The sequence below is a fragment of the Lysinibacillus sp. NPDC097214 genome (assembly GCF_050277945.1).
Lineage (GTDB): Bacteria > Bacillota > Bacilli > Bacillales_A > Planococcaceae > Lysinibacillus > Lysinibacillus xylanilyticus_B.
Map to the genome: position 1 here is coordinate 278868 of NZ_JBNNSS010000001.1, position 14779 is coordinate 293646.

Annotated in this window: 12 protein-coding genes; 1 reads left to right on the forward strand and 11 read right to left on the reverse strand. The window is 37.5% G+C overall.

Annotated elements, in window-relative coordinates; all coding sequences use genetic code 11:
* Positions 1-60: 60 nt before the first annotated feature.
* The 4 genes from ACQKMI_RS01405 to ACQKMI_RS01420 form a co-directional block, all read right to left on the reverse strand.
* Entirely contained in the window at positions 61-1806 is a 1746-nt protein-coding gene (locus tag ACQKMI_RS01405) for a BC_2427 family protein (RefSeq protein ID WP_427486851.1), read from the reverse strand.
* Between the two features lie 737 nt (positions 1807-2543).
* A complete protein-coding gene (locus tag ACQKMI_RS01410) occupies positions 2544-3347 on the reverse strand; it encodes a CsxC family protein (RefSeq protein WP_427486852.1) in 804 nt (267 codons plus the stop codon).
* Between the two features lie 272 nt (positions 3348-3619).
* A complete protein-coding gene (locus ACQKMI_RS01415) occupies positions 3620-4366 on the reverse strand; it encodes a CsxC family protein (protein WP_427486853.1) in 747 nt (248 codons plus the stop codon).
* 278 nt (positions 4367-4644) lie between these two features.
* On the reverse strand, positions 4645-5391 hold the full coding sequence (locus tag ACQKMI_RS01420) for a CsxC family protein (RefSeq protein WP_427486854.1): 747 nt from the start codon (positions 5389-5391) through the stop codon (positions 4645-4647).
* 297 nt (positions 5392-5688) lie between these two features.
* Between ACQKMI_RS01420 and ACQKMI_RS01425 the strand changes: the two genes are divergently transcribed.
* Complete coding sequence (locus tag ACQKMI_RS01425; RefSeq protein ID WP_427486855.1) at positions 5689-5820, forward strand: hypothetical protein; 132 nt, start codon at positions 5689-5691, stop codon at positions 5818-5820.
* A gap of 346 nt (positions 5821-6166) precedes the next feature.
* On the opposite strand, the gene ACQKMI_RS01430 is transcribed toward ACQKMI_RS01425, so the two are convergent.
* The 7 genes from ACQKMI_RS01430 to hemW form a co-directional block, all read right to left on the reverse strand.
* Positions 6167-6904, reverse strand: a complete 738-nt coding sequence (locus ACQKMI_RS01430; RefSeq protein ID WP_427486856.1) for a 16S rRNA (uracil(1498)-N(3))-methyltransferase — start codon at positions 6902-6904, stop codon at positions 6167-6169.
* 82 nt (positions 6905-6986) lie between these two features.
* Positions 6987-7928: a 50S ribosomal protein L11 methyltransferase gene (gene prmA / locus ACQKMI_RS01435; RefSeq protein WP_427486858.1), complete on the reverse strand. Its 942-nt coding sequence runs from the start codon at positions 7926-7928 to the stop codon at positions 6987-6989.
* Between the two features lie 21 nt (positions 7929-7949).
* Entirely contained in the window at positions 7950-9068 is a 1119-nt protein-coding gene (gene dnaJ, locus ACQKMI_RS01440) for a molecular chaperone DnaJ (protein WP_427486859.1), read from the reverse strand.
* Between the two features lie 591 nt (positions 9069-9659).
* Positions 9660-11498 carry a molecular chaperone DnaK gene (gene dnaK, locus ACQKMI_RS01445; protein WP_376076501.1) on the reverse strand — a complete coding sequence of 613 codons (1839 nt, stop codon included), beginning with the start codon at positions 11496-11498 and terminating at the stop codon, positions 9660-9662.
* Between the two features lie 74 nt (positions 11499-11572).
* Complete coding sequence (gene grpE / locus ACQKMI_RS01450; protein WP_427486860.1) at positions 11573-12145, reverse strand: nucleotide exchange factor GrpE; 573 nt, start codon at positions 12143-12145, stop codon at positions 11573-11575.
* 18 nt (positions 12146-12163) lie between these two features.
* Positions 12164-13192 (reverse strand): heat-inducible transcriptional repressor HrcA, encoded by a 1029-nt coding sequence (hrcA, locus tag ACQKMI_RS01455; protein ID WP_427415014.1) that lies wholly within the window; start codon positions 13190-13192, stop codon positions 12164-12166.
* 89 nt (positions 13193-13281) lie between these two features.
* Entirely contained in the window at positions 13282-14427 is a 1146-nt protein-coding gene (hemW, locus tag ACQKMI_RS01460; RefSeq protein WP_427487331.1) for a radical SAM family heme chaperone HemW, read from the reverse strand.
* Positions 14428-14779: the final 352 nt, after the last annotated feature.

Genomic DNA, 14779 nt, shown 5'->3' on the forward strand with positions numbered 1-14779 from the left:
ACTTTTCTAAAAAGGTGAAAAAAGGGATTTTTAAGAAAAGGGATAAGTTTCAAGTATCCTCTAGATCCTTGGCACTCGAATTTTCTGTGCTTGTAGCATATGAATGATTAATTCTAATACTATGTTCTGACACATTTGATTTGAATGATTAAATGACTCATTTTGTGCAGGTACTGCATTATCAGTGTGAGGTGCAGTATACTCAATACTCTGATAAATATAACCTTCAATATATAATTTCCCCTTAAATGCCGAACATGTCCCATTACCTAATGATTGAGAAAACTTAGGAACAAATCTGCAATCGGTTAATACTACCTCATTCGAGATATCTTTAACTCCCACAATTCCTTTTTCAAACACGATATTCTCTTCAAGGCATATTTCTATTTTATATTCCCCTACTACAACTGGAGCTCTAATGTGTATAAAGTCATCGGAACTGTAAGAGTGATTATTCGTTTCTCCTTGTTTAATTGATCGTTTGTTATGTAAGGGAATTCCAACTGATTTAGATGGATAACTCTTCTGATTATTCTTATCATAAGTATTAGTTCTCTTTAAAAATATAATTTCATTAAATTTTGAGCGGACCAAACGACATTCAGGCAGTTCAGGATAATCTGTTGTAGTATTAAATAATTTCGTTTCAAATTGAGGAGTAAGGTGATTGTCTAGATCAAGAAAATCAAATGTATTTTTAACAATCTCACCACATATAGGAGCATGAAGAAAATCATCAATTTCCACGTGAGTAGAAATTAGAATTTTTTTCGTTTTAGAACATACTGTTCCTTGCATTGACCCAGCAGATGCACTTTCATGACCTGTAGGATTGGTTTTCTCCAACTCTTCAGTATCAATAGGACTCATAATTTTATCATCCCCGTTGTATTTAGAAGGACTTAAAAATTCACGATTAGAGTCTAGTTGAAATGCAAAATCCTGTTCTTCCACAAGATTGGTTCCTTCTACCTCGTCTATATCAAGCGGGTCATTCATTTTATCCTCACCATCAATTTCAGATGGGATAAGTAGCTCACAATTGGAACCTAGATGCGCTGCAAGCTCCTGTTCCTCTACAGGATTGATTTCTTCATCTTCTGTATCACAGAGATTATTCATCCCTTTCTCTACATAAGTTTCGGAATTAATGAGTAGTTCACGATTAGGATCTAGATGAGCTGTAGAATCCTGTTCTTCTACAGGATTGGTTTCATCCGCCTCTTCTATATCAAGGAGATTATTCTTTTCATCCTCAATATCAAATTCAGATGGGATCAGTAGCCCACAATCGGAGTCTAGATGTGCTACAAACTCCTGTTCCTCTACAAAATTAGTTTCATCCGCCTCTTCTTTATCAAGGAGATTATTCTTTTCATTCTCAACATCAATTTCAGAAGGGATCAGTAGCCCACAATCGGAGTCTAAATGCGCTACGAGTTCCTGTTCCTCTACAGAATTGGTTTCATCCGCCTCTTCTTTATCAAGGAGATTATTCTTTTCATCCTCAACATCAATTTCAGAAGGGATCAGTAGCCCACAATCGGAGTCTAGATGCGCTACATGTTCCTTCTCCTCTACAGAATTGGTTTCATCCGCTTCTTCTATATCAAGGAGATCATTCATTTCATCCTCAGCATCAACTTCAGAAGGAATGAGTAACTCACGATTGGGATCTAGATGTGCTGTAGGGCTAGTTTCATCTTCTTTTTCTATAGTAAGGAGGTTATTACAATAGACAAATACTTTTTGCTTGGAACTTATTTCTTTCATCTCTCTATAATTAATCCATGGAGTTTTCATTAGTTCACTCCCAAATAATGTTTTGACAAATAAAGTGCAACAGTTAATCAGTAAAAATTCTTACGCATTTTTCCAGCCAAGAAGTCTTTTTGGTGATTTATTTTTTGATAAAATTTTATGAATTCTTTTAGAGAGACTTGTTCAAAATCCGTTTTCTTCAGGGAAAACTCACGAAGTAACCCGTTTTTCATTTTTTATTACTTCCACTTACCTTAATGAATAGATTGGTTAAAAAACAGCGATTTCCTTTTCCTTTTCCTTTTCCTTTTCCTTTTCCTTTTCCTTTTCCTTTTCTAATATCTGATAACAGCTAAAATACTTTTGCTTTTGATGGATGTGTATAACTTAAAATGAATACCTTTTTTTATAAATAAAATTCAAACGATATCATTTTGAGTTACTTTTATTTTGATCTAGGTGTTGCACCTATAATTACAATCCATTTTATGCATTACTTTTACTTTTGTCACAGAGTACTTTCAAAAATCTCAGTAGCAATTAAGATACTAATGCGCTTGAGAGACGATTGTTTAGTCAAAACTAAAATTTTATCTTTACATTATTTTTTTCAATTCGATTATTTTGATCGCATCTATTAGTGCATTTACGATCGATATTATTATAGAAAAAATGCAGTTGAAAATTCGATTCAATCGAACTTTCAACTGCAAGCTTAAATATTGGATTTTTTCAGTACCCTCAAATGTTCTTTTATATCTTATTTCCTCCTCTAAAAATTAGCAAGATTCAGATTCAGTAGGATGAATAACAGGAGGATCTACAGGACCAACTGGAGGAGTAAGCCCCGTTAGATTAGGAGTTATTACATTAGTGCCTGTTCCAAGACGGATTTGTTGAACTTGCAGTACTTTTACAGTAAGCTCTAGTACGATTTTTTCACGTATTGTGTCGAAAGTGCCTTCTGGATCTGCCATAACTGGTGAAAAATCAAGTTCAAAGAAGTTCGCAGCTACTAATTCGCCAAATGGTTGTTCATTGTATTTAACGAGATTTTGGAAGAAAGCCTTATCCAATCGAGCATCCATTTGCGTAGTTTCATTAAGGAAGTTCGCTTCGGCAAACTCAGAAATTCCTAAAATCGGAGTAGGACCTCCAAGTATTTGTGGGAAAGTAAGGTCTGTAAAGCCAGAAAACGGAACATCGGCAATTCTATCTTGGAGCGCACCGTTACATTCTGCTGAAGCATATTCTATATTTTTGCGAATGTGTCCTGCTACAAATAATTTTGCTCTTGTTACCCTAAAAAAGTCAGTGCCATCAATACGTGCAAAAGCAACCGGTACCAATTTCACTTGATTTAGGAATACATGTTTTTTCACTCTTTTGATTTCAGTTGCTGCAGGAGCAAGAGGAATATCTGCCTCCACAACTATTTGAAGTGTTGGTTCTGCAAGTACAACTGGAACTTTAATAGTTGGAGTTACCGGTGTAGCGACTAGTGGAGTAGGTTCAGTAGTTAATGGTATTTGTTCTGTTGATGTTACTGGACAAGATTGGATTGGATCTAATTGATTACTCAAAAAATTTCCCTCGTTTCATTTTGTAGTATTTGAGAGCTCTACATATAGAATATGTAGCAACTAAATCTATGAATGGACGTGTATACTAGTTTTTTTACTAATTATTTTAGAAAAATGGCAGTTGAAAATTGATTTATCAACTGCCAACTCAAATATTAGATTTTTTTCAGTACCCTCAAATGTCCTTTTATAGCTAATTTCCTTCTCTAAAAATTAGAGATTAACAAGATTTAAGATTTAGTAGGATTTATAACAGAAGGATCTATTTTGGACTAAAACCCGAAAAGATTAGGAGTTATTACATTAGTGCCTGTTCCAAGACGGATTTGTTGAACTTGCAGTACTTTTACAGTAAGCTCTAGTACGATTTTTTCACGTATTGTGTCGAAAGTACCTTCTGGATCTGCCATAACTGGTGAAAAATCAAGTTCAAAGAAGTTCGCAGCTACTAATTCGCCAAATGGTTGTTCATTGTATTTAACGAGATTTTGGAAGAAAGCCTTATCCAATCGAGCATCCATTTGCGTAGTTTCATTAAGGAAGTTCGCTTCGGCAAACTCAGAAATTCCTAAAATCGGGGAAGGACCTCCTGTTGTTTGTGGGAAAGCAAGGTCTGTAAAACCAGAAAACGGAACATCGGCAATTCTATCTTGGAGCGCACCGTTACATTCTGCTGAAGCATATTCTATATTTTTGCGAATGTGTCCTGCTACAAATAATTTTGCTCTTGTTACCCTAAAAAAGTCAGTGCCATCAATACGTGCAAAAGCAACCGGTACCAGTTTCACTTGATTTAGGAATACATGTTTTTTCACTCTTTTGATTTCAGTTGCTGCAGGAGCAAGAGGAATATCTGCCTCGACAACTATTTGAAGTGTTGGTTCTGCAAGTACAACTGGAACTTTAATAGTTGGAGCCGTTACCGGTGTAGCGACTAGTGGAGTAGTATCAGTAGTTAATGGTATTTGTTCTGTTGATGTTACTGGACAAGATTGGATTGGATCTAATTGATTACTCAAAAAATTTCCCTCGTTTCATTTTGTAGTATTTGAGAGCTCTCCATATAGAATATGTAGCAATTAAATCTATGAATGGACGTGTATACTAGTTTTTTTACTGATTATTATTTATAGAAAAAATGGCAGTTGAAAATTCGATTTTTCAACTGCCATTTCAAATATTAGATTTTTTTCAGTACCCTCAAATGTCCTTTTATAGCTAATTTCTTCCTCTAAAAATTAGAGATTAACAAGATTTAAGATTTAGTAGGATTTATAACAGGAGGATCTATTTTGGACTAAAACCCGAAAAGATTAGGAGTTATTACATTAGTGCCTGTTCCAAGACGGATTTGTTGAACTTGCAGTACTTTTACAGTAAGCTCTAGTACGATTTTTTCACGTATTGTGTCGAAAGTGCCTTCTGGATCTGCCATAACTGGTGAAAAATCAAGTTCAAAGAAGTTCGCAGCTACTAATTCGCCAAATGGTTGTTCATTGTATTTAACGAGATTTTGGAAGAAAGCCTTATCCAATCGAGCATCCATTTGCGTAGTTTCATTAAGGAAGTTCGCTTCGGCAAACTCAGAAATTCCTAAAATTGGGGAAGGACCTCCTGTTGTTTGTGGGAAAGCAAGGTCTGTAAAACCAGAAAACGGAATATCAGCAATTCTATCTTGGAGCGCCCCGTTACATTCTGCTGAAGCATATTCTAAATTTTTGCGAATATGTCCTGCTACAAATAATTTTGCTCTTGTTACCCTAAAAAAGTCAGTGCCATCAATACGCGCAAAAGCAACCGGTACCAGTTTCACTTGATTTAGGAATACATGTTTTTTCACTCTTTTGATTTCAGTTGCTGCAGGAGCAAGAGGAATATCTGCCTCGACAACTATTTGAAGTGTTGGTTCTGCAAGTACAACTGGAACTTTAATAGTTGGAGCCGTTACCGGTGTAGCGACTAGTGGAGTAGTTTCAGTAGTTAATGGTATTTGTTCTGTTGATGTTACTGGACAAGATTGGATTGGATCTAATTGATTACTCAAAAAATTTCCCTCGTTTCATTTTGTAGTATTTGAGAGCTCTCCATATAGAATATGTAGTAATTAAATCTATGAATAGACGTGTATACTAGTTTTTTTACTGATATTAAAAAATGGGATTTTGAGCTGAGCGAGAGTAAAAATGAACACAAAATGTCAGGTACTCTTTTTACCTTTGTTTTATTTTTCAAAGCTTTCCAATACTTGATTCTTGCTTGAATGCTGGGATAATTAGATAACTGAATTACTCGCTTATCTTTTCCCAATTTACGTTTTTACTTATTTTCCCGTAAGTGTAAAATGCCGAATCCGGCCACAATACTAAAAGCTAATATTGAAATTGGTATTTTACCTATTTCAAGTAAACGAATATTAAATAATTTAGGAAATGAAACAGTATATAAACCTGTTGCTATTAAAGTAGCACAATAGATCATCAGCAATTACAAAAAAGTTAATGAGAAAATTAATTTATTCATTTGCTTCCCCGTCCAAAATTTAATTATTCTGTTTTCCACAATCTGAATTATATAAAAGGAAGCTTAGAATAACATATTTTCACAGTTGGGCTGTCATATCACGGCACGTTATGGGGATGAGCATGTAGTAAAGCCGATTCAAAATTTTTTGAATCGGCTTCTTTTTTTGATAGGATTAATAATAACAACAGTCATTAAGCGTAGTTTTTGCCTACTCTCTCAAACCTTGCCACGACTGCATTAAACACACGAACTTCAGGTGTATGAAAAACCTCTTTTGACAAGTCTAAACGCCTATTTCATTCAAATTCATAAGATATTGCAGATAGTGCATAGAGTGGCGCTGTTTCTGCTCGTAAAATTCGGGGGCCTAGAGACATCGTTTGTGCACCTGCTTGAAGCAATGCATCCGCTTCTTTTCGTGCAATGCCGCCTTCAGGGCCAAAGATAATAAGAATGGATTTCGACTTCTTGTCATACACGCTTTTTAGCTTCTCTGCAAATCTTGTGCGTTTTTCTGCTTTTGCATCCTCTTCATCGGCTATAAAAACGGCGTCGAAATGGCCTACTTGTTCTACTAGCTGTTTAAAAGAGATTGGTTCATAAATTTCTGGGATATGTGTACGATGGGATTGCTCAGCTGCTTCTTTTGCAATTTTTTGTAGACGCTCTTGCTTTTTGGCACCCTTCTTTTTATCCCATTTAACGATGGAACGCTCCGCTTCAAATGGCAACAAGGCATACATTCCAAGCTCTGTCGCCTTTTGTGTAATCAGTTCCAACTTATCGCCCTTCGGCAAACCACATGCTACTGTTACATGAACAGCTAACTCTGGTGAAGGAACGATTTCACCCGTAGTTTGAACGTGTACCTCATCTCCTTCAAAAGCTGCAATTTCGCAAATATGAGCAGTGTTTTGTGCGACAACTACGATTTTGTCGCCCTCTTTCATACGCATTACTCGTTCAATATGTCGGGCATCTTCCCCGCTAATACGCGCTTCCTCTATGGCTGTCTCAATAAAATATCGTTGCATTTGACCGTACTCCTTTCTAGCAAGAAGAGAAAACGCCAAATCACAAGCACTCGGCTCCCGATTTGGCGCTTCCTCAGTCCAATTATTGTGGTCGACGGGCAATGATAGCTACCCAATCTTCCATTAGTAATACTTCTTCGATTTCAAAGCCCGAAGCTTCTAGTGCTGCTTTTACATCATCACGTTTTGCGGCAATGATGCCTGAAGTGACATATAATCCACCCGGTTTAACAATTGAAAATGCATCGTCAGTAAAGGACATAATAATTTCTGCTAAAATATTAGCAACAACGACATCAGCTGGTTCCTTTACAGTATCCAATAAGTTACCATGGAATACTGATACTTTATCATCCACTTTATTTAACACAACATTTTCTTGTGCTGAACGTACAGCTACTTCGTCTAAATCAAGTGCATGTACGCTCTTAGCTCCTAGTAAGGCTGCACCAATTGATAGAACGCCTGAACCCGTTCCGATATCGATAACCATATCTTCCTCTTTTACAACCTTCTCAAGCCCCTGTAAACACATAACAGTTGTAGGGTGTGTTCCTGTACCAAAAGCCATACCGGGATCTAATTCAATAATTAGCTCATCTGTTGATACTGGTACATATTCTTCCCATGTTGGTACGATTGTAAAGCGTTCAGAAATTTTTACAGGATGATAGTATTGCTTCCATGCTGTTGCCCAATCTTCCTCGTTAACTTCCACAATCGAAACAACATTTTCACCAATATCGATGTTGAAGTTCGTTAGATTTGTTATAGCCGCCTTAATTTCTTCGACTGTTTCATTTAAAAAACTAGACTCCGATAAGTAAGCCTTAACAATCACACCATCTTTCGGAAAATCTGCTTCATTTAGCGCATAAATTTCCCCATACTGATCTTCTCGTGGCTTCGCAAATTCTGCAGAATCCTCAATAACCACACCACTTGCCCCTGCTTCATGCAAAATATTCGAAATTGCTTCTACCGCTTCATTTTTTGTATGAATGGATAATTCTGACCACTTCACGTAGCTCTTCAGCTCCTCTAATTATTCACCTTGGAATTTTTTCTTAATTTTATCGAATAGTGTACTTCCTTGCTCTTCAGGAATATCACCACTGATTTCCGCAAATTCACGTAGTAATTGCTTTTGTTTTTCTGTTAATTTTTCTGGCGTTACAACTTTTACTGTTACATATTGGTTCCCTGTGCCATAGCCATGTACGTTTTTGACACCTTTGTCTTTTAGACGGAATTGTGCACCTGACTGTGTTCCCGCTGGAATACGTAGTTTTACTTTCCCATGAACAGTCGGAACCTCAATTTCATCACCAAGAGCTGCTTGTGGGAATGTCAGTTTAAGTTCGAAATAAATGTCATCGCCATCACGCTCAAATTCTTTATGTCCTTGAACGCGGAACATAATATATAAATCCCCCGCAGGTCCTCCATTTATACCTGGCTCACCTTGACCAGACACACGAATTTGCTGACCATCGTCAACACCTGCTGGAATGTTCACTTTGATTTTCTTACGTTGTTGAACTTTTCCTTCACCACGACAAGTAGAACATTTTTCTTTTATGATTTTACCTGCACCTTGACATGTAGAACAAGCACGACGATTCATCATACGGCCGAAAGGTGTATCTACAGCTTGATTTACTTGACCTGCACCTTGACATGTTGAACATGTTTCAGGATTTGTACCTGGTTTTGCACCTGAACCATGGCATGTATCACATTCTTCATCTTTAGGAATTTCGATTTCTGTTTCTTTGCCGAAAATCGCTTCCTCAAACGTAATATTCATACGATATTGAAGGTCATCACCTTTGCGTGGTGCATTCGGGTCCTGACGGCGACCGCCACCACCAAAGAATGAGCTGAAAATATCCTCGAAGCCGCCAAAGCCGCCGCCTCCGAAGCCACCACCAAAGCCTGCATTTGGATCCTCGTGGCCAAATTGATCATAGCGTGCTTTTTTCTGATCGTCACTTAATACTTCATAAGCTTCAGCGATTTCTTTGAATTTTTCATCTGCACCTGGCTCTTTATTAAGGTCAGGATGGTATTGCTTTGATAATTTACGGTATGCTTTTTTAATTTCATCTTTAGAAGCTGACTTCGTTAAACCAAGCACCTCGTAGTAATCGCGTTTCTCCATGATTCACACTCCGCTCTTTTTGCATAAAATCTATTGTATCACGCAGTTAAAAAAACTGCCTCTATTTTATTATTAAATATACATTACAATTGTTGTACCAAGCGTGTTGATTAACCATTTTTATCTACTCAAATTAATTAGAAGGCTCTGATTTCCGCTACGGGCTACTCGCTTTGTCGCTGACGCTTCGCTTTCGCGCAGAGCAAAGCTTCCTGCGGGCGAGCGTCGAGCCGCTTCCTCCGCTAAAGGAACGAAGGCTAAATGCGTCACGTCCTGTGACAATGCCTTCGTGACCAACATCATGTTGGCCTCAGGGTCTCGTCTGTCTCGCTTTCCCGCGGGAGTCGAGTAGCCCTACGCTACAATCAGTTAAAATGGACATACATTAGCAAAATATCAACAAAAGAATCCTTTTATCAGCCAATCATAAACCTATATTTTCCTAATCAACACGCCTGTTGTTGTACACATATTTTTTCACTGTTCTCGCAAATAATCTAGCAAATGTACATAGGATATAGCAGTACATAAAGAGAAAAGCCAAAGCCGCAAGCGGTCTTTGGCTTCTTCACTTAACTGTGTTACTTACTATTATTTATCGTCTTTTACTTCTTCAAAGTCAGCGTCTACGATGTCGTCTTTTTTACCATCGCCAGCTTCTGCACCTGCTTCGCCACCTTGAGCTGCTTGAGCAGCTGCTGCAGCTTGTTCATATACTTTCATTACTAATGGTTGTAATACACCATCTAGTTTTTCTTTAGCAGATTTAATGCCTTCTAATTCGCCAGCTTCAAGCGCTTTTTTCAGTTCATCACGAGCATCTTCTACAGATTTTTTCTCGTCTTCTGTAATTTGTTCGCCTAAGTCAGCAATTGTTTTGTCAACTTGGAACACTAATTGGTCCGCTTCGTTGCGAAGATCTGCTTCCTCTTTACGTTTAGTATCCGCCTCAGCATTTGCCTCAGCATCTTTTACCATACGTTCGATTTCTTCCTCAGATAAACCAGAATCAGATTGGATAACAATTGTTTGTTCTTTGTTTGTACCAAGGTCTTTCGCTTTAACAGATACGATACCATTTTTATCAATATCGAATGTTACTTCGATTTGTGGTACGCCACGTGGAGCTGGTGGAATATCTGATAATTGGAAGCGACCTAATGTTTTGTTGTCTGCTGCCATTGAACGTTCACCTTGTAGAACGTGAATATCTACTGCTGGTTGGTTGTCAGCTGCAGTTGAGAATACTTGTGATTTAGATGTTGGGATCGTCGTATTACGGTCAATTAATTTTGTGAAAACGCCACCCATAGTTTCGATACCTAATGAAAGTGGAGTTACGTCAAGAAGAACTACGTCTTTCACATCACCAGTTAATACGCCACCTTGAACTGCAGCACCCATTGCTACAACTTCGTCAGGGTTTACACCACGGTGTGGCTCTTTAGCAGTTTCTTTACGTACAGCTTCTTGTACAGCTGGAATACGAGTAGAACCACCAACTAAGATTACTTGGTCAATTTCAGATGTTGAAAGACCAGCATCAGATAATGCTTGACGTACTGGACCTACTGTACGGTTTACTAATGGTAATGTAATTTCGTCAAATTTTGCACGAGTTAAAGAAATTTCTAAGTGTAATGGACCCGCTTCACCAGCAGTGATGAATGGTAAAGAAATTTGAGTAGATGTTACACCTGATAAGTCTTTTTTCGCTTTTTCAGCTGCATCTTTTAGACGTTGCATAGCCATTTTATCTTTTGAAAGGTCAATGCCGTTTTCTTTTTTGAATTCTGCTACAAGATACTCGATAATAGCGTCGTCGAAATCGTCTCCACCTAGTTTGTTATCACCAGCTGTTGCTAATACTTCAAATACACCGTCACCTAATTCAAGAATAGATACGTCAAATGTACCGCCACCAAGGTCAAATACTAATACTTTTTGATCTGTATCTTGTTTGTCTAAACCATAAGCAAGTGCAGCAGCTGTTGGTTCGTTGATAATACGCTCTACTTCTAAACCAGCGATTTTACCAGCATCTTTTGTAGCTTGACGTTGAGCATCGTTGAAGTAAGCAGGTACAGTAATAACTGCTTTTGTTACTTTTTCACCTAAGTAGTCTTCAGCATAGCCTTTTAAGTATTGAAGAATCATTGCAGAAACTTCTTGTGGCGTATATTCTTTATCTTCCACTTGAACTTTTTCAGATGTACCCATTTTAGATTTAATAGAAATAATTGTGTTAGGGTTTGTAACTGATTGACGTTTCGCTACTTCACCAACTTGACGTTCGCCGCCTTTAAATGCAACAACAGATGGAGTTGTACGGTTTCCTTCTGGATTTGGAATTACTTTTGGTTCTCCGCCTTCAAGTACAGAGACACATGAGTTTGTTGTTCCTAAGTCAATACCGATAATTTTGCTCATAAAAATTTCCTCCTATTTTTAAACGCAAATGATGCGTTTTCTAACTAATTGTATTTAACTAAATAGTACTAAGTCTATTCGTTCACAGATACCATCGTTGGGCGTAATACGCGATCCTTTAACATATAGCCTTTTTGAAGCTCACGTAAAACAACACCCGTCTCTTTTTCACTATCTTGCTCCTGCATGACAGCTTGGTGAACATTCGGATCAAATTGCTCACCTTCAGCTTTAATAATTTGTAAGCCTTCCTTCTCAGTTGCTTCTATCAGAGAACGGTACACCATTTCAATACCTTTTACGATAGAAGCAGTTTCTTCTGAAGTCGCTTCAACTTGTAAGGCACGCTCAAAATTATCGAGGACTGGCAGTAAATCTGACAGTAAGGTTTGAGCGCGATACTTTTCAGCAGCCTCACGATCAAGTTGGTTGCGACGGCGAATATTATCGAAGTCAGCACGTAAGCGTAGATGACGGCTTTCCTCATCGTCTAACTTTGCTTGTAACTCAGCTAGCTTTGCTTCGTACTGTTCTTCAATTGTTAATTCAACTTCTTGTTCTTCTACTTTAACTTCTGTTTCTTCTACTACATTTTCAGCATGTACATCTTCTTGTACAAGGTCTTTGTTTTCAGTTGTTTCTGTCACTTGAAATCCTCCTCATTATCAATCACTACGATTCTTCGTAAAGGCTTGTGATAAATCCATGCGCATTACGTCTAGTAAAGCAACAACACGTTTATAATCCATTCGTGTTGGGCCAATAATTGCTATTGCCCCTTGCTGATCTTCACCAATAGAATAAGTGGTCGTAATGACACTACAGTTTTCCATTTCTAGTTGTTTGTTTTCCGAGCCAATACGAATATGAATGCCCGATTCATTAGGATGGAAGAGCGACTGCACCTGGCTAGTCGTTTCCATTAAGTCCAAAATCATACGAACTTTATTTAAATCGTGGAATTCCGGTTGGTTGAACATATTTGTTTTACCACCATAAAAAATTTTACTTTCCGAATTATGCATCGTCGCTGAAACGAGAGCGTGAATAAAATCATCCGCTGATCGAACATGCTGTTGTAATACTGTTAGCACTTCAGCTTCGAGTTTTTTATGAATATCCTCTAATGACACACCAACTAGGCGTTCATTTAAGACATTAACCATTTTCTCTAAATCAGAAGCGGTAAAATTCGGAGGTAAACTAAACATGCGATTTTCAACATGTCCGTTATTCGTTACGATAATCGCCACTGCTGTATCGCTAGAGAGTGGCACAATTGAAAATCGTTTAACACGATGTCTTTGAACATCTGGTCCTAAAAGAATCGATGTATACGATGTCAGCTCCGATAATATATTGGCTGACTTTCGGATAATATGTTCTACTTCTACTAAGCGATCGTTGAAAATTGATTGGATTTGCTGAATATCCCTTGAATTAATGCCTTGTGGGTTCAACAAATGATCTACATAAAATCTATAACCCTTTTCCGAAGGCACTCGACCAGAGGAAGTGTGCGTTTTTTCTAAGAAGCCTAATTCCTCTAAATCCGCCATCTCATTTCGAATTGTGGCAGGACTAAATGTAATCTCTTGCTTTTTGGAGATTTGGCGAGAACCTACCGGCTGTGCAAACATAATAAAGTCATCTACAATAGCTTGCAATATTTGTAATTGCCGATTTGTTAGCATGATTATCACCTCTGTTAGCACTCAACCAAGAGGAGTGCTAATACTATTATTAAGTTATCAAATCCTACATTTTATGTCAACGATATCGCTCAATCTTCTAGTAAAAATTGTTGAAATACTTCATTACCTACAAAACGACCTTTTCGCGTAAGCCGAATTCCTTTAGTATCATGTTCCAAAAGACCTTCTGAAACTAACTCTTCAATAACATGTGAGTAATTACTATGCATCGATTCTTTAAATTTTTCTTCATATATAGTGTGTGTAATTCCTTCCGTTTTACGCAGACCTAAAAACATTTGCTCTTCACGTTTCTCTTTCTCTGTTACAACATGTTCATATACAATTGGTAGTTCTCCTGCATTTACTGCATCCATATACTTTTTCAATGGTCCATGATTTGAATATCGCATACCAGTTAGATATCCATGAGCACCCGCACCAAAGCCTGCATATTCATCGTTTTCCCAGTATATTTTGTTATGTCTAGAACTGAAACCAGATTGAGCAAAGTTACTAATTTCGTATTGTCGAAGTCCATGTGCCTCCATCTGGTTCATTAACACCTCGTACATATCCGCCTCAAGATCTTCAGTTGGTAAATGAAGCTTACCTTTTGTGTATTGATTATAAAAAATCGTTTTCGGCTCTACGATTAGTGAGTATGCAGAATAATGTGGTATATCCAGCGCGAACGCTTTTTCTAATGTATCCGTCCATTGTGCCATCGTTTGTCCCGGCAAACCGTACATTAAATCCAGACTAATATTTCTGAAACCTACCTTTTTCGCCAAGGCAATTGTTTCATAGACATGATTGTTGCTATGTGTACGGCCAATTTTCTTTAACAACTCTTGATCAAAGGATTGCACACCCATACTTATGCGATTTACACCGCCAACAAATAATGCCTGTAATTTTGCTTCTGATAGCTCGTCCGGATTGGCCTCTGACGTAAATTCCGTCACGCTGTCCATTGGAATATACGTACGAATAAGCTCAAGAAGTCTCCCTATTTGTTGAGGCGTTAATGCTGTTGGTGTACCGCCACCAAGAAATATCGTTTCGATTTTTTTAAAACTTTCGGGATATTTTTTAGTTGCAAGCTCCATCTCCTTGCCAAGCATTTCTATATATTCATCAACTGGTTGATTTTTAAAATAAAATTTATTGAAATCGCAATAGTTGCAAATTTGATGACAAAAAGGAATATGAATGTAAACACCCCGTGCCATAGCTATCCCTTCTTTCTCGTTAGTCTTTTTCCATTTCCTCATTATAAACAATCAAGACAGGGAACGCCATGAATCCAACCAGTAAAAATAACTAAATCAAAACTATAGGGTATTCACATTATTTATCTTAACAATTGCATGACATAAATAAACATTTTATAGAAGGATCCTGTCTACTAGATATGTTTTAAAAGGGGGAAATTGTAAAAAAAGCTGTACGCACTTTATGTAAGTAGCCCATTTCACAAAAAAATCAAACCCTCTGCAACAAGTGGGTTTGATTCATCGAGAAAGGAATAAATATAAATTAATGTTTATCAATAAAAATGATGATTTTCATCCCGAGTGAAAG